The sequence below is a fragment of the Pseudomonas sp. NPDC089918 genome (assembly GCF_050280605.1).
Lineage (GTDB): Bacteria > Pseudomonadota > Gammaproteobacteria > Pseudomonadales > Pseudomonadaceae > Aquipseudomonas.
This window is the reverse complement of sequence record NZ_JBNNVP010000008.1, coordinates 42,084-64,476: the sequence shown is the minus strand read 5'-3', so window position 1 is coordinate 64,476 and position 22,393 is coordinate 42,084. Positions and strand designations below refer to the sequence as shown.

Here is a 22,393-nt window from a genome sequence, read left to right as displayed (position 1 = left end):
TTACATGCACGCTTTGCAAGCCAAGATCCTCGACCCCCGCATCGGTACCGAATTTCCGCTGCCGCAGTACGCCACGCCAGGCTCCGCCGGCCTCGACCTGCGCGCCATGCTGGAAAAAGACACCGTCATCAAGCCGGGCGAAACCCTGCTGATTCCGACGGGCCTGTCTGTCTACATTGGCGATCCAGGTTTGGCCGCGCTGATCCTGCCGCGCTCAGGCCTTGGCCATAAACACGGCATCGTGCTGGGCAATCTGGTCGGCTTGATCGACTCCGATTACCAGGGCCCGCTGATGGTGTCGTGCTGGAACCGTGGCCAGACCGATTTCAACATGGTAGTAGGCGAACGCCTGGCCCAATTGGTGCTGGTACCGGTAGTTCAAGCGCATTTTGAAATGGTCGAAGAGTTCGTCGAAACCCAACGTGGTACCGGCGGTTTCGGCCATTCCGGCAGCCACTGATCCGAAAGATGGCAACCCTATGGCGAGGGGGCTTGCCCCCGTTGGGCAGCGAAGCGGCCCCAAACTCTGTGAGTCATTACCGCTTTTTGTGAGTGCTACGCACTCAAGCGGGAGCAAGCTATCTCACCACAAATTGCACAGTCGTCATCTGGAAGGTTTACCACTGAAAATCAAGGCATTGAACGACCAATTACTCGCCGATGCTGCTGGCATGGCCTTTTCACACCACGAACTCTCAGTGGAAAACGCCGTCATACCCTTCAGTTTGAGCCTGCCAACGAGTTTTTCGCTGGCGGGTCCAGCCACTTTCGAGATGGAGCATTCCTACAGATGAGCACCCCAGCCCAAGTCGCACCCAAGTTCCCCGACAGCATCTTCCGCGCCTACGACATTCGCGGCACCGTCCCGGAATTCTTGAACGCTGAAACAGCTTATTGGCTTGGTCGCGCCATCGGCTCCCAGAGCCTGGCCCAGAACGAACCCAACGTATCCGTCGGCCGTGACGGTCGCCTGTCCGGTCCGGAACTGGTCGAACAACTGATCAAAGGCCTCGCCGACAGCGGTTGCCACGTCAGCGACGTCGGCCTGGTGCCAACGCCTGCGCTGTACTACGCCGCCAACGTACTGGCCGGCAAATCCGGCGTGATGCTCACCGGCAGCCACAACCCGTCGAATTACAACGGCTTCAAGATCGTCATCGCTGGCGACACCTTGGCCAACGAACAGATCCAGGCCCTGCACGAACGCCTCAAGACCAACAACCTGAGCAGCGGCAAGGGCAGCATCACCAAGGTCGAAATCCTCGACCGCTACAACACTGAAATCGTCCAGGACATCAAACTGGCCCGCCGCCTGAAAGTGGTGGTCGATTGCGGCAACGGCGCGGCCGGCGTAATCGCCCCGCAGCTGATCGAAGCCCTGAACTGCGAAGTCATCCCGCTGTTCTGCGAAGTCGATGGCAACTTCCCGAACCACCACCCGGACCCGGGCAAGCCTGAAAACCTCGTGGACCTGATCGCCAAGGTCAAGGAAACCAACGCCGACCTGGGCCTGGCCTTCGACGGCGACGGCGACCGCGTTGGCGTAGTGACCAACACCGGCAGCATCGTCTTCCCTGATCGCCTGTTGATGCTGTTCGCCCGCGACGTCGTGGCGCGCAATCCGGACGCGGAAATCATCTTCGACGTCAAATGCACCCGCCGCCTGATCCCGCTGATCAAGGAATATGGCGGTCGGCCGCTGATGTGGAAGACCGGTCACTCGTTGATCAAAAAGAAAATGAAACAATCCGGCGCCCTGTTGGCCGGCGAAATGAGCGGGCATATCTTTTTCAAGGAGCGCTGGTTCGGTTTCGACGATGGCATTTACGCCGCCGCACGGCTGCTGGAGATCCTCAGCAAGGAAAAATCCACCGCGGAAGAGTTGTTTGCAACCTTCCCGAACGATATTTCTACGCCAGAGATCAATATCCATGTGACCGAAGAGAGCAAATTCAGCATCATTGATGCATTGCACGATGCGCAATGGGGCGAAGGCGCTGACCTGACCACCATTGACGGCGTGCGAGTCGACTATGCCAAAGGCTGGGGCCTGGTTCGCGCCTCCAACACCACACCGGTGCTGGTGCTGCGTTTCGAGGCCGATGACGAGGCTGAATTGCAGCGCATCAAGGATGTGTTCCACGTCCAGCTGAAACGCGTTGCACCTGATCTCCTTTTACCGTTTTGATCTATCGAAGCGCCTTTTATTGAAGTGCCGGAGCCCTGAATGACCCTCGAACGCGAAGCCGCCGCCAACACCGCCAAGGTCCTGTCCGAAGCGCTGCCTTACATTCGCCGCTATGTCGGCAAGACGCTGGTGATCAAATACGGCGGCAACGCGATGGAAAGCGAGGAGCTGAAAACCGGCTTCGCCCGCGACATCGTGCTGATGAAAGCCGTCGGCATCAATCCGGTGGTGGTTCATGGTGGCGGCCCGCAAATCGGCGACCTGCTCAAGCGTCTGTCGATCGAGAGCCACTTCATCGATGGCATGCGCGTGACTGACGCGCAGACCATGGACGTGGTGGAAATGGTCCTCGGCGGCCAGGTCAACAAGGACATCGTCAACCTGATCAACCGTCATGGCGGCAGCGCCATCGGCCTGACCGGTAAAGACGCCGAGCTGATTCGCGCGAAAAAGCTCACCGTCACCCGTCAGACGCCGGAAATGACCCAGCCGGAAATCATCGACATCGGCCACGTCGGCGAAGTGGTCGGGATCAACACCGACCTGTTGAACCTGCTGGTCAAAGGCGACTTCATCCCGGTGATCGCGCCAATCGGTGTCGGCGCCAACGGCGAGTCGTACAACATCAACGCTGATCTGGTGGCCGGTAAAGTGGCCGAAGCGCTGAAGGCTGAAAAGCTGATGCTGCTGACCAACATTGCCGGCCTGATGGACAAGTCGGGCACGGTTCTGACCGGCCTGACGACTCAACAGGTCGACGACCTGATCGCCGACGGCACTATCTATGGCGGCATGCTGCCGAAGATTCGTTGCGCGCTGGAAGCGGTACAAGGCGGTGTGGGCAGCTCGTTGATCATCGATGGCCGGGTGCCAAACGCGATTCTGCTGGAAATTTTTACCGACACGGGTGTGGGTACGCTGATCAGTAATCGCAAGCGTCACTAAGCCACACAAACCAAAAGACCCCGCTCAGCCTGGCTGAGCGGGGTCTTTTTTTGCCTGCAATCCCTGTGACAATCCACCTTTTGTGGCGAGGGAGCTTGCTCCCGCTTGAGTGCGCAGCACTCACAAAATCCTTGGGTCTGCTACGCAGCCCAGCGGGAGCAAGCTCCCCCGCCACACAAGCCCGCGCCCACAGGGGATGCGGTTAGACGCCGAATTGTGCGCGGTAGGCTTCAACCGCCGGCAGGTGTTGCTTGAGCTGCGGGTCATCCGCCAGGAACTCGAGCACCTGATTCAGCGAAACAATGCTGATCACCGGGATGCCGAAGTCACGCTCCACTTCCTGGATGGCCGACAATTCGCCGTTGCCACGCTCCTGACGGTTCAGGGCGATCAACACGCCCGCGGCTTTGGCGCCGTCCTGGGAAGCGATGATCTGCATCACTTCACGGATGGCGGTGCCTGCGGTGATCACGTCGTCGATGATCAGCACGTCGCCGGTCAATGGTGCGCCGACCAGGCTGCCGCCTTCGCCGTGGGCCTTGGCTTCCTTGCGGTTGAAGCACCATGGCAGATCACGGCCATGATGTTCGGCCAGCGCCACGGCGGTGGTCGCCGCCAATGGAATGCCTTTGTAGGCCGGGCCAAACAGCACGTCGAACGAAATACCGCTCTCGACGATGGCTGCCGCATAGAAACGACCCAGCTGCGCCAGGGCAGAACCCGAGTTGAACAGGCCGGCATTGAAGAAGTAAGGACTGGTGCGCCCGGACTTCAGGGTGAACTCACCGAAGCGCAAAACGCCACGATCAATGGCAAAACGAATGAAGTCGCGCTGATACGCTTGCATGAAAAAAACCCCAAATACCACGGATTTAGCTAATTAGGTAGACGCCGTGTATCATACCCGCACGCGATTTTTGGGGCCACTTATGCGGATCATCAGTGTGAACGTCAATGGGATTCAGGCTGCAGTCGAGCGTGGTTTGCTCAGTTGGCTGCAAGCACAGAATGCCGACGTCATCTGCCTGCAGGACACCCGCGCCTCCGCCTTTGAACTGGACGATCCAGCCTTCCAACTGGATGGCTACTTCCTTTATGCCTGCGAAGCTGAAGTTCCCGCCCAAGGTGGCGTGGCTTTGTACTCGCGGTTGCAACCGAAGGCAGTCATCAGCGGTCTCGGCTTCGAGACAGCCGACCGCTACGGGCGTTACCTGCAAGCCGATTTCGACAAGGTCAGCATCGCGACCTTGCTGCTCCCTTCGGGGCAGAACGGCGATGAAGATTTGAACCAGAAGTTCAAGCTAATGGACGACTTCGCCCGTTATCTGGACAAACAGCGGCGCAAACGTCGCGAGTACATTTATTGTGGCTCGCTGTACGTGGCGCAACAGAAGCTGGATATCAAGAACTGGCGCGACAGCCAGCAATCCCCGGGCTTCCTGGCACCTGAGCGCGCCTGGATGGACGAGATTGTCGGCAACATGGGTTATGTCGATGCCCTGCGCGAAGTCAGCCGTGAAGGCGACCAGTACAGCTGGTGGCCGGATAACGAACAGGCCGAGATGCTCAACCTGGGCTGGCGTTTCGATTACCAGTTGCTGACCCCTGGCCTGCGCCGCTTCGTACGCAGCGCACGCCTGCCACGTCAGCCACGGTTCTCGCAGCACGCACCGCTGATCGTGGACTACGACTGGACGCTGACAATCTAAGCGTCTTTTCGCAGACGCAAAAAAGCCGACATCGCTGTCGGCTTTTTTGTGGGCAATGATTCGCTTTCTGTGGGAGCGGGCTTGCCCGCGATGAGGCCGTCACAGTCAACAGATGTGTTGTCTGCCAGATCGCTATCGCGGGCAAGCCCGCTCCCACAGGAAATCCTTGCTGGCTATTATTTGATCAGGCGCCAAGTGAACGGATACCGGTAAGGGAAACCTTCATTGGCCTTCACGCCAGCAATGATCGTCAGCACCAGCGCACCAATCGCGACCAGACCAAACAGGAAGAACCCGACGATCACCACCATCAGCAGGAAGCAGATAGCCGAAGCAATGGCGACGGTGATCTGAAAGTTCAGCGCTTCCTTGCCTTGCGCGTCGATGAACGGGTCTGACTCGCGTTTCATCTGCCAGAGAATCAGCGGCCCGATCAGCGTACCGAACGGCAGCCAGATCCCCAGCAAGGCGGACAGGTGACAAAACATCGCCCACTGACGAACCTCTCGGCTCGGTGTGGGTAGCGGCAGTTGCTCGTCACTCATGGCGTCCTCCTTGCGTGGAGCAGGTCCGATCAGTCGGCCAGTGCAGCCTTCTGCAGTTCGAAAATCTCGATCATGCCTTTCTTCGCCAGTGCCAGCATCGCGTTCAGCTCTTCCGGCTGGAACGGCGCGCCTTCGGCAGTGCCCTGTACTTCGATGAAGCCGCCAGTGCTGGTCATCACCACGTTGAGGTCAGTCTCGGCAGCCGAATCTTCCAGGTAGTCGAGGTCAAGCACAGGCTCGCCCTGGTACATGCCCACCGAAACGGCAGCGATCATTTGCTTGAGCGGGTCGCCACCTTTGAGGCCGCCACGCTTCTTGATCACTTTCAAGGCGTCGGTCAATGCAACCATCGCACCGGTAATGGACGCGGTGCGGGTGCCTCCGTCAGCCTGGATCACGTCGCAGTCGACGTACAGGGTGACGTCGCCCAGCTTGGTCATGTCCAGCGCAGCACGCAGGGAACGGCCGATCAAACGCTGGATTTCCAGAGTACGACCGCCTTGCTTGCCGCGGCTCGCTTCACGCTGGTTACGCTCGCCGGTGGCGCGGGGCAGCATGCCGTATTCGGCGGTCAACCAACCCTGGCCCTGACCTTTGAGGAAACGCGGCACGCCATTCTCGACACTGACGGTGCAGATGACTTTGGTATCACCGAACTCGACCAGTACAGATCCCTCGGCGTGTTTGGTGTAGTTGCGGGTAATGCGGATCGAGCGGAGCTGATCGGCAGCGCGACCACTTGGACGTTTCATAGGGATTACCTGTACGGAGGACGGAAAACTGCCGAGCATTATAGAGCCGTGGGCCGCGAGTGGGCACTTCTAAAAAAAACGCCCGACGATTGAAGCCCCTGAATAGAGCTTAGCCGACGGCGTGCAGCTCTTTGTCACAGCGTGTGTTTGGGCGCATCCGCCCCACTGCGCTACAATCCTGCGCCTTTGCTGCCTGTCGGCTTTAATTCACAGATAGCGGGTCCGCGCAACCATGGGTTACGCGCCGACCTGCATTGCGAGGTACCTCCATGGTGCACAGCATGACCGCCTTCGCCCGCGTCGAGAAAGCCGGCGTCCAGGGCACCCTGAGCTGGGAATTGCGCTCGGTCAACAGCCGCTACCTGGAACCCCACCTGCGTCTGCCGGAATCTTTCCGCGACCTCGAAGGCGCGGTCCGCGAAGCCCTGCGCCAGGAACTGTCCCGGGGCAAGCTCGAATGCACCCTGCGCTTTACCGAAGAAAGCACCGGCAAACCGCTGCAAGTGGACCGCGAGCGCGCCGCGCAACTGGTCGCTGCCGCCGAGACGGTCGCCAGCCTGATCAAGAACCCGGCCGCACTGAACCCGCTGGAAGTCCTGGCCTGGCCCGGCGTACTAGTGGCCGACGCCGCCGACCCGCAAGCGCTGAATGCCGAAGCCTTGGCGCTGTTCCATCAGGGCCTGAAAGAACTCAAGGCCGGTCGCGAGCGCGAAGGCACTGAGCTGGCGCGATTGATCGACGAGCGCCTGACCTCTATTGAAGGGGATGTGGTGATCCTGCGTGAGCTGGTCCCGCAGATGCTCGCCACCCAACGCCAGAAAGTTCTCGACCGCTTCACCGACATGAAGGCCGACCTCGACCCGCAGCGACTGGAACAGGAAATGGTCATGCTCGCGCAAAAGAGCGACGTCGCCGAAGAACTGGATCGCCTGAGCACTCACATCATCGAAGTTCGCCGGGTGCTCAAGTCCGGCGGCGCTGCCGGTCGGCGCCTGGACTTCCTGATGCAGGAACTCAACCGCGAAGCCAACACACTGGGCTCCAAAGCCTTCGACCCGCGCAGCACCCAAGCGGCGGTCAACCTCAAAGTGTTGATCGAGCAGATGCGCGAACAAGTGCAGAATATTGAGTAAGGCAAACCCGACATGACCCACAGCACCGGCACCCTGTACATCATTTCCGCCCCTTCGGGCGCGGGCAAGAGCAGTCTGGTCAAGGCCCTGACCGACGCTGATCAGGAGATCCGTGTCTCGGTCTCCCACACCACCCGCGCCATGCGCCCCGGTGAAGTGAACGGCGTGAACTATCACTTCGTCGAACGCAGCGAGTTCGTGAAGATGATCGAGCACGGGGATTTCCTCGAGCGTGCCGAAGTGTTCGGCAATCTCTATGGCACCTCGCAAAGCCACCTGCAGCAAACCCTGGATGAAGGCCACGACCTGATTCTGGAAATCGACTGGCAGGGTGCAGAACAAGTGCGCAAGTTGATGCCCCAGGCCCGCTCGATCTTCATCCTGCCGCCGTCCCTGGAAGCCTTGCGTCAGCGCCTGAACAATCGCGGCCAGGACAGCAACGAGGTCATCGAAGGCCGGATGCGTGAAGCCGTCAGTGAAATGAGCCACTACGTCGACTACGACTACCTGATCATCAACGACGATTTCGCCCACGCGCTGCGCGATTTGCAGGCGATTTTCCGCGCCAATCAGCTGCATCAGAAGCGTCAGCAGCAGCGTAACGGAAAACTTTTGGCTGAATTGCTCGGCTAAACAGCACTTCCCAAAACCGCTGCAAGGGCTTTACATTGGCACTTATAGCGCGTTGAAGAGTCTGGTCAAAAAATCAGCGCTTCCCTAATCGCTGGTGATTTTTTAAACTGTTGAGTCCGCTCGCCCACCCGGGCAGCGCGCATATTGCATTCGCTCCGAGGAATACCATGGCCCGCGTAACCGTTGAAGACTGCCTGAACCACGTGGAAAACCGTTTTGAACTGGTCATGCTGTCCACCAAGCGTGCCCGTCAACTGGCCACCGGCGGCAAAGAGCCCCTGGTTCAGTGGGAAAACGACAAGCCTACTGTTGTAGCGCTGCGTGAAATCGCCGAAGGCCTGATGAGCTACGAGTTCATCGCCAACGCAGAAATCGTCGAAGACGAACCGCTGTTCGCAGCGTTCGAGGACGAGTCCAACGAGGCAGTATAAGTCCATGCCTGGTCGACGTAGCACGGCGCGGGGTCACAACGAACGGCAGGAATTATCATGCCGAGCATAGACGCCCTCGCCGATCGCTTATCGACCTACCTCGGCAAGGACCAGGTCAACCTGGTCCGCCGAGCGTACTTCTACGCCGAACAAGCCCACGATGGCCAACGCCGCCGCAGCGGTGAGGCGTACGTCACGCACCCACTCGCGGTTGCGAATATTCTTGCCGACATGCATATGGACCATCAGAGCCTGATGGCGGCCATGCTGCATGACGTGATCGAAGACACCGGTATTGCCAAGGAAGCGCTGCAAGCGCAGTTCGGCGAAACCGTGGCCGAACTGGTCGACGGGGTCAGCAAACTGACCCAGATGAACTTCGAGACCAAAGCCGAAGCCCAGGCCGAAAACTTCCAGAAAATGGCCATGGCCATGGCGCGCGATATTCGCGTGATCCTGGTCAAGCTGGCCGACCGCCTGCACAACATGCGCACCCTGGAAGTCCTGTCCGGCGAAAAACGCCGGCGGATCGCCAAGGAAACCCTGGAAATCTATGCGCCCATCGCCAACCGGCTGGGCATGCACGCCATTCGCATAGAGTTCGAAGACCTCGGTTTCAAGGCCATGCACCCGATGCGTTCCGCGCGGATCAACCAGGCGGTCAAACGCGCCCGGGGCAACCGCAAGGAAATCGTCAACAAGATCGAAGAATCCCTCAGCCACTGCCTGGCCATCGACGGCATCCAGGGCGAGGTCAGCGGTCGTCAGAAACACCTCTACGGCATCTACAAGAAAATGCGCGGCAAGCGTCGGGCCTTCAACGAGATCATGGACGTCTACGCGTTCCGGATCATCGTCGACAAGGTCGATACCTGCTACCGCGTGCTAGGCGCTGTACATAATTTGTACAAACCGTTGCCGGGGCGCTTCAAGGATTACATCGCGATCCCCAAGGCCAACGGCTACCAGTCGTTGCACACCACGCTGTTCGGCATGCACGGTGTACCGATCGAGATTCAGATCCGCACCCGTGAAATGGAAGAGATGGCCAACAACGGCATCGCCGCCCATTGGCTGTACAAATCCAGCGGCGACGAGCAGCCCAAAAGCACTCACGCCCGCGCCCGCCAGTGGGTCAAAGGCGTGCTGGAGATGCAGCAACGGGCCGGCAACTCGCTGGAATTCATCGAGAGCGTGAAGATCGACCTGTTCCCGGACGAGGTCTACGTGTTCACGCCCAAAGGCCGGATCATGGAGCTGCCCAAAGGCTCCACGGCGGTCGACTTCGCTTACGCGGTGCACACCGACGTGGGCAACAGCTGCATTGCCTGTCGGATCAATCGTCGTCTCGCACCGCTGTCCGAACCGCTGCAAAGCGGCTCCACGGTCGAGATCGTCAGCGCCCCGGGCGCGCGGCCGAATCCGGCATGGCTCAACTTCGTGGTCACCGGCAAGGCGCGGACTCATATCCGCCATGCGCTGAAACTGCAACGCCGTTCCGAGTCCATCAGCCTCGGCGAACGCCTGCTGAACAAGGTGCTCAACGGCTTCGACAGCTCCCTGGAAAAAGTCCCGGCCGAGCGCGTGCAGTTGATGCTCCACGAATACCGCCTCGAACTGATCGAAGACCTGCTCGAAGACATCGGCCTGGGCAATCGCATGGCTTACGTGGTCGCCCGTCGCCTGCTCGGCGAAGGCGAACAGCTGCCAAGCCCGGAAGGCCCGCTGGCGATTCGTGGCACCGAAGGTCTGGTGCTCAGTTACGCCAAGTGCTGCACGCCGATCCCGGGAGACCCGATTGTCGGCCATCTCTCCGCGGGCAAAGGCATGGTGGTGCACCTGGACAACTGCCGCAACATCAGCGAAATCCGTCACAACCCGGAAAAATGCATCCAGCTCTCGTGGGCCAAGGATGTCACCGGCGAATTCAATGTCGAGCTGCGCGTCGAACTGGAACACCAGCGCGGCCTGATCGCCCTGCTGGCCAGCAGCGTCAACGCGGCCGACGGCAATATCGAAAAAATCAGCATGGACGAACGCGACGGTCGTATCAGCGTGGTCCAACTGGTGGTCAGTGTGCACGACCGCGTACACCTGGCCCGCGTGATCAAGAAACTGCGCGCCCTGACCGGGGTCATCCGCATCACCCGCATGCGCGCGTAGCCCACCCTTCACAAGGAGTCATACATGACCAAGACCGTTATCAACAGCGACAAGGCCCCGGCTGCCATCGGCACTTACTCCCAGGCAATCAAGGCCGGCAACACTGTTTACATGTCGGGCCAGATTCCTCTGGACCCAAAAACCATGGAACTGGTTGAAGGCTTCGAAGCCCAGACCGTCCAGGTGTTCGAGAACCTCAAAGCCGTGGCTGAAGCGGCCGGTGGTTCGCTCAAGGACATCGTCAAACTGAACATCTTCCTCACCGACCTGAGCCACTTCGCCAAGGTCAACGAGATCATGGGCAAGTACTTTGACCAGCCTTACCCTGCCCGCGCCGCCATCGGCGTAGCAGCCCTGCCAAAGGGTTCGCAGGTTGAGATGGATGCCATTCTGGTCATCGAGTAATGTGTCCGGCGCAGCCTTCTAAAGGCTGCGCCGATCTTGTTTTGAAAGGATTCCACCATGCGCCAAGCGCTAGCTCTCTCGCTGGTCGCCCTACTCTTGGGCGGTTGTGCCAGCAACCCTGCCGACCGTGACATCAGCGGCACCTGGATCAATCAAGTGGCGATCGATGCAGCAGCCAAAGGCGGCCCCCTGCGCGAAGCGCTCCAGGCCTATGGCCCGAACCTGGAATGGGACGTCAACACCAAGGCCGGCCAGGCCCGCTACACCAACGGTTTTGAAAATGTCGACGGCAAGCTGCTGGGCGAAGAGTCCGGCGCCTGGAAAGTCGACTTTTATGGCAGCTCGGGTAGTGAGCTGAAGCGTGACGGCAAGCAACTGAGCCAGGTCGCCAGCGACAATGAGCCGGAGCAAGTATTCGACCGTGCGCAGGTTACGGTGCCGGACGGCGCACCGATGGGTGCCAGTTTCGAACGCGCACTGTATTCGGCCTACATGGGCGGCAGCTGGAAAATCGTCAGCGGTCCCGGTGAAGGCAATACCGTGCAATTCCAGGCTGACGGCCAGGTTGCCGGCCTGCCGGGGGCGGATCGTTATGCCTTGTGTCTGGCGGGCGATTGCGCGTCGATGAGCGGCGGCAATGACAACATGTGGCTACAGGCGAATGGTCAGGGCAACACCTGGATCTTTGCGCGCAAGGGCAAGGAACTGGAAATCCTCCAGGCAGTGAACACCGCACAGGCGGATGAAATGCCGCAGTTCACCCCGGGTGATCGCAAGTGGTTGCTGGAAAAACAGTGATACAGAATACAGGAGCCTACGGGCTCCTTTTTCTTTAGCCTGCACCGTCGAATTCTTTGCCTCCCGCTCAAGGATTGATCATGCGCCAACTGCTTATCCTAAGCCTGTTGCTGTTGGGCGGCTGCACCTCTATGCCCGCAGAAACGGATATCAGCGGTATCTGGATCAATCAGGCGGCCATCGATGCAGCGGCCCAAGGCCAGTCCTTACGTGAATCCTTAAACACTCATGGCCGGAATCTGGAATGGGACATCAACACCCACACCGGCAAGGCGCAAGTGAGCAGCGGTTTTGAGAGGGGTGAAGGCCAACTGCTGCAAAAGTCACCCAATGCCTGGACCGTCGACTACAACGGCTACGGCACTGACGAGCTGCGCCTGGATGGCAAGCGACTGACTCAACTGGCCAAGGAGTACGTCCCCCAGCAGGTGTTCAGTCGCCCCGGCAAGACCGCCAAAACGAAAACAGGGTGGGTTGATACCTTCCGGAGCGCCTTGAACGCTGCCTATATGGGCGGGCAGTGGAAAATCATCGACAGTCACGGAGCAGGCCAGCGGGTCGAGTTTACGGAAGATGGCCATGTTTCAGGGTTACCGGGAACCGATCGATACGAGTTGTGCCTGGACGGTGATTGCGCCAGCCAAGGCGCAGGCAATGACACCTTGTATCTGGGCATGGACGACCTGAGTGACACATGGATTTTCGTTCGCAAAGGCAAGCGACTGGAGATTTCCCAGGCAATCAATCAATCCCGGCCAGACGAAATCCCCCACTTCACCCCCGGCCCACGCCAGTGGCTGCTGGTAAAACAATGACCCAAAAACAAAGGCGCCCGCAGGCGCCTGTTGTTTAGAGGCTCGCTCAGTTCAACTCCCCTGAGCAAGTATCGCGGCATACCCTTCGCGGTAACTTGGGTACTTCGGTGTCCAGCCCAAGGCTTTGGCCCGCGCATTGCTGCAGCGCTTGCTGCCAGTGCGCCGCACGCTCGCATCGTCATCCCATTCGGTCACGCCTAAATACTCTCGTAGCCAGCCCACCACTTCTGCCAGTGGTGCTGGCGCATCGTCGACGCCGATATAGCAATCATCCAGCGCCACCCCGCGTCGATCCGCCTCAAGCAGAAACGCCAGCAACCCCGCCGCATCGTCGACGTGAATGCGGTTGGCGTACAACGGTGGATCGATCGCCACGCGATAGCCGCTGCGGACCTGGGTCAGCAACCTCTCTCGACCCGGACCATAAATACCGGTCAGGCGCACGAGACTGGCCGGGATGCCGCTATCGAGCGCCACCTGCTCGGCTTCGAGCATCAAACGACCCGAGTAACCGCCCGCCACCGTCGGCGATGTTTCATCGACCCACTCGCCATCCTGCTGGCCGTAAACGCTGCTGCTGGAAACGAACAGCAGTCGATTGGGTACTTGCCCATAGTCGTTCAGCCATTCCAGCACGTGCTGCAAACCCTGCACATAAGCGGCGCGGTAACCCGCCTCATTGTGATCGGTGGCCGCCGCGCAATACACCAGGTAATCCACCGCACCGATTGGCCAGGTCGCCGGGCAGTCTTTATTGAACAAGTCGCCGGCAACGCCGATCACGCCCTGTGGCAGGCGTGAGACATCACGTCGCAAGCCGTGAACCTCCCACCCGCAAGCCAACAATTGCGTAGCCAGACGACTGCCGACATCACCGCAGCCGGCGATCAAAACAGAAGGCGCGGACATCAGAAAACTCCTATCGGAAAGCTACAGACTAGCGTCGGCAAAGGACACGCGGCTAGCAATGAAGGAAAAAAAGATACTCTATTACTTTTGTTAACAAGAATTACTTGCAATAATGCCTGCCACTTTTGTTCTCGGCCTCACGAGGCCTGGAAGAACATTTACCGTTTTTTCCTTTCAGGTCCGGCCAGCATGACACCCAATCAATTCCCCGCTTCGCCAACCAAACGACCTCGCGCCTGGAGCGCTGTGGCCGCCCTGCTGCTCAGCCTGATGCTGGCGCCGACCGCCGCCTTCGCCGATGCACAAGCGCCGGCCACCCAGCCTGCTGCCGCTCAAACACCCGCAGCGCCTGCCGTGACACCTGCCGCGACCGATCCGGTCCAGGCCATAGACGCCGCTGACGTGCCGGAAGTCCTCGAAACCGACAACACGTTGGGCATGGCCCATGACTTGTCGCCGTGGGGCATGTACCAGAACGCCGACATCATCGTGAAGATCGTGATGATCGGCCTGGCCATCGCCTCAATCATCACCTGGACCATCTGGATCGCCAAGGGCTTCGAGCTGATGGGCGCCAAGCGTCGTCTGCGCACTGAAATCGTCCACCTGAAAAAAGCCGCCACCCTTAAAGAAGCCAGCGCAACGGCAGCCAAGGAAGGCACCCTCGCCAACCTGCTGGTCCACGACGCGCTGGAAGAAATGCGCCTGTCGGCCAACAGCCGCGAGAAAGAAGGCATCAAGGAGCGCGTGAGCTTTCGTCTGGAGCGCCTTGTCGCTGCCTGCGGTCGCAACATGAGCAGCGGCACCGGTGTACTCGCCACCATCGGTTCCACCGCGCCGTTCGTCGGCCTGTTCGGCACCGTGTGGGGCATCATGAACAGCTTCATCGGCATCGCCAAAACCCAGACCACCAACCTCGCTGTCGTAGCTCCCGGCATCGCCGAAGCCCTGCTGGCGACCGCGCTGGGCCTGGTTGCAGCGATTCCTGCAGTGGTTATCTACAACGTCTTCGCCCGCTCCATCGCCGGTTACAAGGCACAAGTGTCCGACGCCTCGGCAGAAGTCCTGCTGCTGGTCAGCCGTGATCTCGACCACCTGCCGACCGAGCAGCGCAGCTCGCAACCGCACATGGTGAAAGTGGGGTAATCGGCCATGGGCCTGCATTTGAAAGAAGGCGCAGACGACGATCTGGCCGAGAACCACGAAATCAACGTCACGCCGTTCATCGACGTGATGCTGGTGCTGTTGATCATCTTCATGGTGGCGGCGCCGCTGGCCACCGTGGACATCAAGGTCGACCTGCCCGCCTCTACCGCCAAACCGGCGCCGCGGCCAGAGAAACCGGTGTTCCTCAGCGTAAAAGCTGACCAGCGCCTGTTCCTCGGCGAAGACGAAGTGAAGACCGAAGCCCTCGGTGCCACGCTCGACGCCAAGACCCAGGGCAAGAAAGACACGACGATCTTCTTCCAGGCCGATAAAGGCGTGGACTACGGCGACCTGATGAGCGTGATGGACGCCCTGCGCGCCGCTGGCTACCTGAAGGTCGGCCTGGTCGGACTCGAGACGGCAGCCAAGAAATGATCAACACGCGCCAAAAGCTGACGCGTTACAGCGGGAGCCTGGCCGTAGTGCTGGGCGTTCATGCGCTGGCCATTGCGCTGGCGCTGAACTGGACGTCGCGCCCGCCGATCGAGCTGCCGCCGCAAGCGATGATGGTCGAGCTGGCGCCGGTTCCGGCCCCGCCACCGCCCGCACCGCCGAAAGTGATCACGCCGCCACAGCCACCGGCCCCGGTGGAAGAACTGCCGCTGCCCAAACTCGCTGAAGCGCCGAAGGCCGAGATCGCCGTGCCCAAGCCGGTCAAACCCAAGCCAAAGCCTCAACCGCCCAAGCCTGTGGAGAAAAAGCCGGAACCGCCGAAGGAAAAGCCCTCCGAGGAAAAACCGAGCGACGCGCAACCGACCCAGGCACCGACGGAGAAATCCGCTCAGCCGGCACCCGGCCCATCACCGGCGCAGCAAGCGGCCAAGGCCAGTTGGCAAGGCACCCTGCTCGCGCACTTGGCCAAGTACAAAAAGTACCCGGCCAGTGCACAGCAGCGGGGCAAGGAAGGCTTGAACCGTCTGCGCTTCGTGGTGGATGCCGAAGGGAACGTGTTGTCGTTCGAACTGGTGGGCCGCTCCGGCAACGCCGATCTGGACCGGGCCACCCTGGAAATGATCCGCCGCGCCCAACCGCTGCCCAAGCCACCGGCCGACATGCTGAACAACGGCTCTATCGAAATCGTTGCGCCGTTCGTTTACTCGCTGGAACGTCGCCGTTAAGACACTGCCGAACCAATGTGGGAGCGAGCCTGCTCGCGATGAGGCCATAGCATTCAACATCCTCATTGACTGTTAAACCGCCATCGCGAGCAGGCTCGCTCCCACAGGGTTATGTAACAACCTATGAAAGGCACCGAAAGGTGCCTTTTGCATATCTGGCAACGGCAAACCTGCATTGCCCAGTGTCACTCAACACACTCAGTCTGATAACGTGCGTCTATCGATTGCAGCCGGTATGCTTGGCCCGCAACTTCATGGACGCTTGCTATGACTCTGACAGAATTACGCTACATCGTTACCCTCGCCCAAGAGCAGCACTTCGGCCACGCGGCCGAGCGTTGCCATGTCAGCCAACCGACCCTGTCGGTGGGCGTGAAAAAGCTTGAAGACGAACTCGGTGTGCTGATTTTCGAGCGCAGCAAGAGCGCCGTGCGCCTGACCCCGGTCGGCGAAGGCATTGTCGCCCAGGCACAGAAAGTCCTGGAGCAGGCCCAAGGCATCCGCGAACTGGCCCAGGCCGGCAAGAACCAGTTGACCGCCCCGCTGAAAGTCGGCGCGATCTACACCGTCGGCCCGTACCTGTTTCCGCACCTGATTCCACAACTGCACCGGGTCGCCCCGCAGATGCCGTTGTACATCGAAGAAAACTTCACCCACGTGCTGCGCGACAAACTGCGCAACGGCGAGCTCGACGCGATCATCATCGCCCTGCCGTTCAACGAAGCCGACGTGCTGACCTTGCAGCTCTACGACGAGCCGTTCTACGTCCTGATGCCGGCCCAGCACCCATGGACCCAAAAAGAATCCATCGACGCCGCCCTGCTCAACGACAAGAGCCTGCTGCTGCTCGGCGAAGGCCACTGCTTCCGCGATCAAGTGCTGGAAGCCTGCCCGACCCTGGCCAAAGGCAACGACGGCGCCAAGCACACCACGGTGGAATCCAGCTCGCTGGAAACCATTCGCCACATGGTCGCCTCCGGTTTGGGTATTTCGATCCTGCCGCTCTCGGCGGTGGACAGCCATCACTACGCCCCGGGCGTGATCGAAGTGCGCCCACTGAGCGCGCCGGTGCCGTTTCGCACCGTGGCCATCGCCTGGCGCGCGAGCTTCCCGCGGCCGAAGGCGATTGAAATCCTCGCTGACTCCATTCGCCTGTGCTCGGTGGCCAAGCCGCCAGCGCCGGTGGTGGCCGGTTAAGTCGCTGCCATGACCGAGTTGTCGCAAGTGTCGGTGACGGCACTCAAGGGTGTCGGCGAAGCCATGGCCGAGAAACTGGCCAAGGTCGGCCTGGAGAATCTCCAGGACGTGCTGTTCCACCTGCCGTTGCGCTATCAGGACCGTACCCGCGTGGTCCCGATCGGCCATTTGCGACCTGGGCAAGACGCCGTGATCGAAGGCACCGTTAGCGGTGCCGACGTGGTCATGGGCCGGCGCCGCAGCCTGGTTGTCCGCCTGCAGGACGGCACCGGCGGACTCAGCTTGCGCTTCTACCATTTCAGCAACGCCCAGAAAGAAGGTCTCAAACGCGGCACGCGCATTCGCTGCTACGGCGAAGCGCGGCCCGGTGCCTCGGGACTGGAGATCTACCACCCGGAATACCGCGCCATCACCGGCGACGAGCCGCCGCCGGTGGATGAAACCCTGACCCCGGTCTACCCGCTCACCGAAGGCCTGACCCAACAGCGTTTGCGCCAGTTGTGCATGCAAACCCTGACCCTGCTCGGCCCCAGCAGCCTGCCCGACTGGCTGCCGACCGAACTGGCCCGGGACTATCAACTGGCGCCGTTGGCCGATGCGATCCGTTACCTGCATCACCCGCCCGCCGATGCCGATGTCGACGAACTCGCCCTCGGTCATCACTGGGCGCAACACCGTTTGGCCTTCGAAGAGCTGTTGACCCATCAACTGTCCCAGCAGCGCCTGCGCGAGAGCATGCGTGCCCTGCGCGCGCCGTCGATGCCAAAAGCCACCAAGCTGCCACAACAGTATTTGGCCAACCTCGGCTTCACCCCAACGGGCGCCCAACAACGGGTCGGCAACGAAATCGCTTACGACCTCAGTCAGCACGAGCCGATGTTGCGGCTGATTCAGGGCGACGTCGGCGCCGGCAAAACCGTGGTCGCTGCCCTCGCCGCACTGCAAGCGCTGGAGGCCGGGTATCAAGTCGCATTAATGGCGCCCACAGAAATTCTCGCTGAGCAGCATTTCATCACCTTCAAGCGCTGGCTCGAACCGCTGGGCATCGAAGTCGCGTGGCTGGCCGGTAAGCTCAAGGGTAAAAATCGTGTAGCCGCGCTGGAGCAAATCGCCAGCGGTACGCCAATGGTGGTCGGCACCCACGCGTTGTTTCAGGAAGAGGTGCAGTTCAAGAACCTGGCGCTGGCGATCATCGACGAACAACATCGCTTCGGCGTACAGCAGCGCCTGGCATTGCGACAGAAAGGCGTCGGCGGGCGGATGTGTCCGCACCAGCTGATCATGACCGCCACGCCGATCCCCCGGACGCTGGCCATGAGCGCCTACGCCGACCTCGACACCTCGATCCTCGACGAACTGCCGCCCGGCCGTACCCCGGTGAACACCGTGCTGGTCACCGACACCCGTCGCGTCGAAGTGATCGAGCGAGTGCGCGGCGCTTGTGCCGAAGGGCGTCAGGCTTATTGGGTATGCACGCTGATCGAAGAGTCGGAAGAGCTGACCTGCCAGGCCGCCGAAACCACTTATGAAGACCTCACCGCCGCCCTCGGCGAGTTGAAAGTCGGCTTGATCCACGGTCGCATGAAGCCCGCCGAGAAAGCTGCGGTGATGGCCGAGTTCAAGGCCGGCAACCTGCAACTGCTGGTCGCCACTACCGTGATCGAAGTCGGCGTGGACGTGCCCAACGCCAGCCTGATGATCATCGAAAACCCCGAACGCCTCGGCCTCGCGCAGCTGCACCAACTGCGTGGCCGTGTCGGTCGGGGCAGTGCCGTCAGCCATTGCGTGCTGCTTTACCATCCGCCGCTGTCGCAGATCGGCCGTCAGCGCCTGGGCATCATGCGCGAAACCAACGACGGTTTTGTCATCGCCGAAAAAGACCTCGAACTGCGTGGCCCCGGCGAAATGCTCGGCACACGCCAGACCGGTCTGCTGCAATTCAAGGTCGCCGACCTGATGCGCGACGCCGACTTACTGCCCGCCGTACGCGACGCCGCTCAGGCTTTGCTCGAGCGCTGGCCGGATCATGTCAGCCCGCTGCTCGACCGCTGGCTACGCCATGGGCAGCAATACGGCCAAGTGTGAGCACTGTTGCAGTTTCCGGACCCTGGCTTTAAACAAGCTGGTTATACTCCTGCAATTGTTTGCAAACGGATACAGACCATGACCGACGTTGCCCTCGCCCCTGAAACCCCGCACGCTCCGTCTGTTATTCGGCTGCTGCTCGGCAAGCTGGGCATCGCCTATGAAGAAGTCCTCGACCATCACGGCCTGAACGCCGCGCGTAAGGTGCAGGCAGTCTTGCTCGACGATGCCGTCGGCGCGCTCATGGTGCTGTTCCCCCAGAGCCAATTGCTGGACCTCAACCGCCTCGCCGAACTCACCGGCCGCCGGTTGACCGCCGTTTCCACCGAACGCCTGGTAAAAATGCTCGGTAAACACAGCCTGAGCCTGCTGCCCGGCCTGCCGGCGCTCACCAGTTCGCCGTGCCTGTATGAAGAAAGCCTGCTGCGCGAACCGACGTTGCTGATCAACTCGGGCGAGCCGGGCGTGCTGCTGGAAATCTCCAGCGACGATTTCAAAACCATGCTGACCAAGGCCAGCGCCGGCAATTTCGGCGAAGCCGTGAACCGCATCCGTCCAAACCTCGACCGCCCCGACGATGACCGCGAGGAAATCACCCAGGCCGTTCAAGCGTTCACCGCGCGACGCATCCAGCAACGCTTGGAAGAAACCATCGAGATTCCGCCGCTGGCCGAAACCGCGCAGAAAATCATCAAATTGCGCGTCGACCCCAACGCCACCATCGACGACATCACCGGCGTCGTCGAAACCGACCCGGCCCTGGCCGCACAAGTCGTCAGTTGGGCGGCGTCGCCGTACTACGCCTCGCCGGGCAAGATTCGTTCAGTGGAAGACGCCATCGTGCGGGTATTGGGTTTCGACCTGGTGATCAACCTGGCGCTGGGCCTGGCCTTGGGCAAAACCCTGAGCCTGCCCAAAGACCACCCGCAACACACCACGCCGTACTGGCAGCAATCGATCTACACCGCCGCCGTCATCGAAGGCCTGACCCGCGCCATGCCCCGCGCCCAGCGCCCGGAAGCAGGCCTGACCTACCTCGCCGGCCTGCTGCACAACTTCGGCTACTTGCTACTGGCCCATGTATTCCCGCCGCACTTCTCGCTGATCTGCCGCCACCTGGAAGTCAACCCGCACCTGTGCCACAGCTACGTGGAACAACACCTGCTGGGCATCAGCCGCGAACAGATCGGCTCATGGCTGATGCGCTTCTGGGACATGCCAGAAGAACTGGCCACCGCCCTGCGCTTCCAGCACGACCCAAGCTACGACGGCGACTACGCCGAATACCCGAACCTCGTCTGCCTGGCCGTACGCCTGCTGCGCGGTCGCGGCATCGGCTCCGGCCCGGACGAAGACATCCCCGACGCCCTGCTGGAACGCGTAGGCCTGACCCGCGACAAAGCCAACGACGTGGTCAGCAAAGTGCTTGAGGCTGAAGTGCTGCTGCGTGAACTGGCTTCGCAATTCAGTCAGGCTTAAAAGCATCGCGGGCAAGCCACGCCCCCACAGGATTTACGCAATCCCTGTGGGAGCGGGCTTGCCCGCGATGAATCCACCGCGACTTATCTGATCACCTCAAACCTGCGCCCCGCTATGATTCGACTGCAAATAGAGCGCTTCCGATGACCCAAACAGCGGCTGTCAGCGTTGCAAGTCATATCCGCAAGCTTGCTCAAGACCACAAGGTTACTGCTGATCCTGATGGCACGAGCCGTATGGCCGTGATCATTACCCGTATGACTGGCGATGTCGTTGAGTTGGATGGCATCGAACAGTTGCTCGTCAATCTCAAGAGAAAAGGCGTTCTAAGCAAGTCTGAGATCCTGGCGCTGCAAGGGCGCTACCTTCATGAGAGACGTACGCAGAAACATAGCGCATGAGTTTTAATCCGCTCAGCGACTTAGAGGCCGCACAACCACTCGACGCCCGCGAGCCTCTTGAGTCGGATGGCTGAAGAGGCTAGCTTGCTCTCGAAAAACCCCGGCGCGCTACCCGAAAGACCTATGCCTTCGGCTTGGCCTTCTTCGGCTTCAGATACTTGGTCAACCCCTGAAACCAGATCACCAACGCCGGGTTGCCCTTGATCTGAATCGACTTGTCCTGAATCCCGGTCATAAACGCCAACTGCTTGTTCTTCGCCTGCATCGTGGCAAAACCATACGCCGCATCCTTAAACGCAATCGCAAACGCCGGCTCGGCATACACACCCGACTTGCTGGTAATGCGCTGATCCTTCACAAAGAAATGCCGCGCCACCTTCCCGTCCAGGGTCTGTAGCTGAAACACCAATGCCTTGTCACCCAACTGCTGCTGAAACGCAGGATTAGTCCGACTGGCCTTACCCATCAACAAACCCAGCATCCACAGAAGAAAACGAAATTTCATGCGCACAGCCTCAAGAGAAAAGTGAACGGCCGGCGCAGTGTAGCGGCTTCAAGCCAGAACGCCACCGTCGGGTTGCGTTAGAAGAAGATGAACCGCTTTTCCCGTATGATGACCGCCAAGTCACGCTTTCCCCGCCTCCACCTTGATCGTTCCCACGCTCCCGCGTAGGAATGCATCCCGTGACGCTCCGCGTCACACCCAACACCCGCCCTACACCTGAAGAAACACATTCCTGTAGGAGCTGCCGAAGGCTGCGATCTTTTGATCTTGATGCCCTCAAACTTCTCGGACATTTCCTTCAAAACGCCGGGCTGTCCATGAACTAGGCAGCTTGATCCCTCATCGATAACCTCTGTTCGTCGCCGCAAAATCGGTGACTCGGACGTGCAAGTCCGGTTCAGGTGCACAATCGTTGATAGCAATTCATCGAGCGTTTTCCTATGCTCGCGGATCGTTATGGCGGCTGTGCGTCGGAGACCTTCGGGTCTGCCGGGCACCTGGACCGGTCTTGCACACCAACGCACAGCTGCCACCTCTTTCGAAGTGCAAAGCGAAACGGTGTCAGCCTCTTAATTCCAGGAAGCTACATCTATGATCAAGCCGACACCGAATCCACCAGAAAACGAAGCCACATCCCCCTACGAATCCTTCGATTCCAGAAAACTCCACGAAGCCGCCGAACGCGCCCTCGACCACCATTTCGCCCCACCACCCAACGAAAAACCCAAACGCAAAGGCAAGCTCTTCACCGTCTCCCCCGACATCGACACCGAAGCCCTCCTGGCCAACGCCTCAGAAGACCTGCTGTCCATCAGCGCCATCGCCGCCAACCTGGCCGATGACGCGGACGGTGCACGACGCTCCTTAGCCTTGGCGCTCAGCAGATTGGCGGATGGGGTCCGGTTGTTGGTGGAGCGAGCGCTGGATCATATTGATTCGCCGAATCCGGCGGAGCATCGAGCCAAGACGTAAACCC

At 60.3% G+C, this 22,393-nt stretch carries 23 protein-coding genes and 1 pseudogene; 19 read left to right on the top strand and 5 right to left on the bottom strand.

Features of this window, described 5'->3' with window-relative positions; all coding sequences use genetic code 11:
* Positions 1–4 precede the first annotated feature (4 nt).
* The 3 genes and pseudogenes from dut to argB all read left to right on the top strand — a co-directional run bounded on the left by dut (position 5) and on the right by argB (position 3,133).
* Positions 5–460: a dUTP diphosphatase gene (gene dut, locus ACQKPC_RS08220; RefSeq protein WP_007894692.1), complete on the top strand. Its 456-nt coding sequence runs from the start codon at positions 5–7 to the stop codon at positions 458–460.
* 351 nt (positions 461–811) lie between these two features.
* A pseudogene (locus ACQKPC_RS08215) lies at positions 812–2,188 on the top strand (phosphomannomutase/phosphoglucomutase); the annotation flags it as partial.
* 39 nt (positions 2,189–2,227) lie between these two features.
* Positions 2,228–3,133: an acetylglutamate kinase gene (gene argB, locus ACQKPC_RS08210; protein ID WP_007894690.1), complete on the top strand. Its 906-nt coding sequence runs from the start codon at positions 2,228–2,230 to the stop codon at positions 3,131–3,133.
* Between the two features lie 202 nt (positions 3,134–3,335).
* On the opposite strand, the gene pyrE is transcribed toward argB, so the two are convergent.
* A complete protein-coding gene (gene pyrE, locus ACQKPC_RS08205; RefSeq protein ID WP_007894680.1) occupies positions 3,336–3,980 on the bottom strand; it encodes an orotate phosphoribosyltransferase in 645 nt (214 codons plus the stop codon).
* A gap of 82 nt (positions 3,981–4,062) precedes the next feature.
* Between pyrE and ACQKPC_RS08200 the strand changes: the two genes are divergently transcribed.
* Complete coding sequence (locus tag ACQKPC_RS08200; protein WP_007934608.1) at positions 4,063–4,842, top strand: exodeoxyribonuclease III; 780 nt, start codon at positions 4,063–4,065, stop codon at positions 4,840–4,842.
* Positions 4,843–5,018: 176 nt separating this feature from the next.
* Here ACQKPC_RS08200 and ACQKPC_RS08195 read toward each other — a convergent pair whose 3' ends face one another.
* Complete coding sequence (locus tag ACQKPC_RS08195; protein WP_008073410.1) at positions 5,019–5,387, bottom strand: DUF4870 domain-containing protein; 369 nt, start codon at positions 5,385–5,387, stop codon at positions 5,019–5,021.
* A gap of 29 nt (positions 5,388–5,416) precedes the next feature.
* Positions 5,417–6,139: a ribonuclease PH gene (gene rph, locus ACQKPC_RS08190; RefSeq protein ID WP_427624052.1), complete on the bottom strand. Its 723-nt coding sequence runs from the start codon at positions 6,137–6,139 to the stop codon at positions 5,417–5,419.
* Positions 6,140–6,408: 269 nt separating this feature from the next.
* Between rph and ACQKPC_RS08185 the strand changes: the two genes are divergently transcribed.
* The 7 genes from ACQKPC_RS08185 (at position 6,409) to ACQKPC_RS08155 (ending at position 12,517) form a co-directional block, all read left to right on the top strand.
* The gene (locus ACQKPC_RS08185; RefSeq protein ID WP_123499449.1) at positions 6,409–7,272 is read left to right on the top strand and encodes a YicC/YloC family endoribonuclease; all 864 of its coding nucleotides are present in this window, start codon (positions 6,409–6,411) and stop codon (positions 7,270–7,272) included.
* Between the two features lie 12 nt (positions 7,273–7,284).
* Complete coding sequence (gene gmk / locus ACQKPC_RS08180; protein ID WP_007894672.1) at positions 7,285–7,905, top strand: guanylate kinase; 621 nt, start codon at positions 7,285–7,287, stop codon at positions 7,903–7,905.
* Positions 7,906–8,072: 167 nt separating this feature from the next.
* Positions 8,073–8,336 (top strand): DNA-directed RNA polymerase subunit omega, encoded by a 264-nt coding sequence (gene rpoZ / locus ACQKPC_RS08175; protein ID WP_007894670.1) that lies wholly within the window; start codon positions 8,073–8,075, stop codon positions 8,334–8,336.
* A gap of 57 nt (positions 8,337–8,393) precedes the next feature.
* A complete protein-coding gene (gene spoT, locus ACQKPC_RS08170) occupies positions 8,394–10,499 on the top strand; it encodes a bifunctional GTP diphosphokinase/guanosine-3',5'-bis pyrophosphate 3'-pyrophosphohydrolase (protein WP_123499445.1) in 2,106 nt (701 codons plus the stop codon).
* 24 nt (positions 10,500–10,523) lie between these two features.
* Positions 10,524–10,904, top strand: a complete 381-nt coding sequence (locus ACQKPC_RS08165) for a RidA family protein (protein WP_427624051.1) — start codon at positions 10,524–10,526, stop codon at positions 10,902–10,904.
* 57 nt (positions 10,905–10,961) lie between these two features.
* Positions 10,962–11,702 carry a hypothetical protein gene (locus ACQKPC_RS08160; RefSeq protein WP_063342129.1) on the top strand — a complete coding sequence of 247 codons (741 nt, stop codon included), beginning with the start codon at positions 10,962–10,964 and terminating at the stop codon, positions 11,700–11,702.
* Positions 11,703–11,782: 80 nt separating this feature from the next.
* Entirely contained in the window at positions 11,783–12,517 is a 735-nt protein-coding gene (locus tag ACQKPC_RS08155; protein WP_427624050.1) for a hypothetical protein, read from the top strand.
* A gap of 51 nt (positions 12,518–12,568) precedes the next feature.
* Here ACQKPC_RS08155 and ACQKPC_RS08150 read toward each other — a convergent pair whose 3' ends face one another.
* Entirely contained in the window at positions 12,569–13,426 is an 858-nt protein-coding gene (locus ACQKPC_RS08150; RefSeq protein ID WP_427624049.1) for an SDR family oxidoreductase, read from the bottom strand.
* 189 nt (positions 13,427–13,615) lie between these two features.
* On the opposite strand from ACQKPC_RS08150, the gene exbB reads away from it, so the two are divergent.
* From exbB to ACQKPC_RS08115, 7 genes are all read left to right on the top strand, one after another.
* Positions 13,616–14,572, top strand: a complete 957-nt coding sequence (exbB, locus tag ACQKPC_RS08145) for a tonB-system energizer ExbB (RefSeq protein ID WP_427624048.1) — start codon at positions 13,616–13,618, stop codon at positions 14,570–14,572.
* Positions 14,573–14,578: 6 nt separating this feature from the next.
* Entirely contained in the window at positions 14,579–15,007 is a 429-nt protein-coding gene (gene exbD / locus ACQKPC_RS08140) for a TonB system transport protein ExbD (RefSeq protein ID WP_007934588.1), read from the top strand.
* Entirely contained in the window at positions 15,004–15,750 is a 747-nt protein-coding gene (locus tag ACQKPC_RS08135) for an energy transducer TonB family protein (protein WP_008007617.1), read from the top strand. The genes exbD and ACQKPC_RS08135 overlap by 4 nt, the downstream gene beginning before the upstream one ends.
* Positions 15,751–16,017: 267 nt before the next feature.
* Positions 16,018–16,947 (top strand): hydrogen peroxide-inducible genes activator, encoded by a 930-nt coding sequence (locus tag ACQKPC_RS08130; protein ID WP_008007618.1) that lies wholly within the window; start codon positions 16,018–16,020, stop codon positions 16,945–16,947.
* 9 nt (positions 16,948–16,956) lie between these two features.
* Complete coding sequence (recG, locus tag ACQKPC_RS08125) at positions 16,957–19,032, top strand: ATP-dependent DNA helicase RecG (RefSeq protein WP_007894644.1); 2,076 nt, start codon at positions 16,957–16,959, stop codon at positions 19,030–19,032.
* A 78-nt stretch (positions 19,033–19,110) separates the two neighbouring features.
* The gene (locus tag ACQKPC_RS08120; RefSeq protein WP_427624047.1) at positions 19,111–20,511 is read left to right on the top strand and encodes an aminoacyl-tRNA deacylase and HDOD domain-containing protein; all 1,401 of its coding nucleotides are present in this window, start codon (positions 19,111–19,113) and stop codon (positions 20,509–20,511) included.
* Positions 20,512–20,654: 143 nt separating this feature from the next.
* Complete coding sequence (locus ACQKPC_RS08115) at positions 20,655–20,912, top strand: hypothetical protein (protein ID WP_427624046.1); 258 nt, start codon at positions 20,655–20,657, stop codon at positions 20,910–20,912.
* 121 nt (positions 20,913–21,033) lie between these two features.
* Here the strand turns inward: ACQKPC_RS08115 and ACQKPC_RS08110 are convergent, their stop codons facing one another.
* Positions 21,034–21,417, bottom strand: coding sequence for a hypothetical protein (locus ACQKPC_RS08110; RefSeq protein WP_008007623.1), 384 nt, complete (start codon positions 21,415–21,417; stop codon positions 21,034–21,036).
* 591 nt (positions 21,418–22,008) lie between these two features.
* Between ACQKPC_RS08110 and ACQKPC_RS08105 the strand changes: the two genes are divergently transcribed.
* Positions 22,009–22,389, top strand: a complete 381-nt coding sequence (locus ACQKPC_RS08105) for a DUF6124 family protein (RefSeq protein WP_427624045.1) — start codon at positions 22,009–22,011, stop codon at positions 22,387–22,389.
* The last annotated feature ends 4 nt before the right edge of the window (positions 22,390–22,393 follow it).

What these genes read in the sequence shown, in the direction of transcription:
- ACQKPC_RS08105 (WP_427624045.1), top strand. Translation starts at nt 22,009, where the DNA reads ATGATCAAGCCGACACCGAATCCACCAGAAAACGAAGCCACATCCCCC.
- gmk (WP_007894672.1), top strand. Translation starts at nt 7,285, where the DNA reads ATGACCCACAGCACCGGCACCCTGTACATCATTTCCGCCCCTTCGGGC.
- recG (WP_007894644.1), top strand. Translation starts at nt 16,957, where the DNA reads ATGACCGAGTTGTCGCAAGTGTCGGTGACGGCACTCAAGGGTGTCGGC.
- ACQKPC_RS08120 (WP_427624047.1), top strand. Translation starts at nt 19,111, where the DNA reads ATGACCGACGTTGCCCTCGCCCCTGAAACCCCGCACGCTCCGTCTGTT.
- ACQKPC_RS08115 (WP_427624046.1), top strand. Translation starts at nt 20,655, where the DNA reads ATGACCCAAACAGCGGCTGTCAGCGTTGCAAGTCATATCCGCAAGCTT.
- dut (WP_007894692.1), top strand. Translation starts at nt 5, where the DNA reads ATGCACGCTTTGCAAGCCAAGATCCTCGACCCCCGCATCGGTACCGAA.
- rph (WP_427624052.1), bottom strand. Translation starts at nt 6,139, where the DNA reads ATGAAACGTCCAAGTGGTCGCGCTGCCGATCAGCTCCGCTCGATCCGC.
- exbB (WP_427624048.1), top strand. Translation starts at nt 13,616, where the DNA reads ATGACACCCAATCAATTCCCCGCTTCGCCAACCAAACGACCTCGCGCC.
- ACQKPC_RS08200 (WP_007934608.1), top strand. Translation starts at nt 4,063, where the DNA reads ATGCGGATCATCAGTGTGAACGTCAATGGGATTCAGGCTGCAGTCGAG.
- ACQKPC_RS08135 (WP_008007617.1), top strand. Translation starts at nt 15,004, where the DNA reads ATGATCAACACGCGCCAAAAGCTGACGCGTTACAGCGGGAGCCTGGCC.
- ACQKPC_RS08165 (WP_427624051.1), top strand. Translation starts at nt 10,524, where the DNA reads ATGACCAAGACCGTTATCAACAGCGACAAGGCCCCGGCTGCCATCGGC.
- exbD (WP_007934588.1), top strand. Translation starts at nt 14,579, where the DNA reads ATGGGCCTGCATTTGAAAGAAGGCGCAGACGACGATCTGGCCGAGAAC.
- ACQKPC_RS08160 (WP_063342129.1), top strand. Translation starts at nt 10,962, where the DNA reads ATGCGCCAAGCGCTAGCTCTCTCGCTGGTCGCCCTACTCTTGGGCGGT.
- ACQKPC_RS08130 (WP_008007618.1), top strand. Translation starts at nt 16,018, where the DNA reads ATGACTCTGACAGAATTACGCTACATCGTTACCCTCGCCCAAGAGCAG.
- rpoZ (WP_007894670.1), top strand. Translation starts at nt 8,073, where the DNA reads ATGGCCCGCGTAACCGTTGAAGACTGCCTGAACCACGTGGAAAACCGT.
- pyrE (WP_007894680.1), bottom strand. Translation starts at nt 3,980, where the DNA reads ATGCAAGCGTATCAGCGCGACTTCATTCGTTTTGCCATTGATCGTGGC.
- ACQKPC_RS08185 (WP_123499449.1), top strand. Translation starts at nt 6,409, where the DNA reads ATGGTGCACAGCATGACCGCCTTCGCCCGCGTCGAGAAAGCCGGCGTC.
- ACQKPC_RS08155 (WP_427624050.1), top strand. Translation starts at nt 11,783, where the DNA reads ATGCGCCAACTGCTTATCCTAAGCCTGTTGCTGTTGGGCGGCTGCACC.
- ACQKPC_RS08150 (WP_427624049.1), bottom strand. Translation starts at nt 13,426, where the DNA reads ATGTCCGCGCCTTCTGTTTTGATCGCCGGCTGCGGTGATGTCGGCAGT.
- argB (WP_007894690.1), top strand. Translation starts at nt 2,228, where the DNA reads ATGACCCTCGAACGCGAAGCCGCCGCCAACACCGCCAAGGTCCTGTCC.
- ACQKPC_RS08110 (WP_008007623.1), bottom strand. Translation starts at nt 21,417, where the DNA reads ATGAAATTTCGTTTTCTTCTGTGGATGCTGGGTTTGTTGATGGGTAAG.
- spoT (WP_123499445.1), top strand. Translation starts at nt 8,394, where the DNA reads ATGCCGAGCATAGACGCCCTCGCCGATCGCTTATCGACCTACCTCGGC.
- ACQKPC_RS08195 (WP_008073410.1), bottom strand. Translation starts at nt 5,387, where the DNA reads ATGAGTGACGAGCAACTGCCGCTACCCACACCGAGCCGAGAGGTTCGT.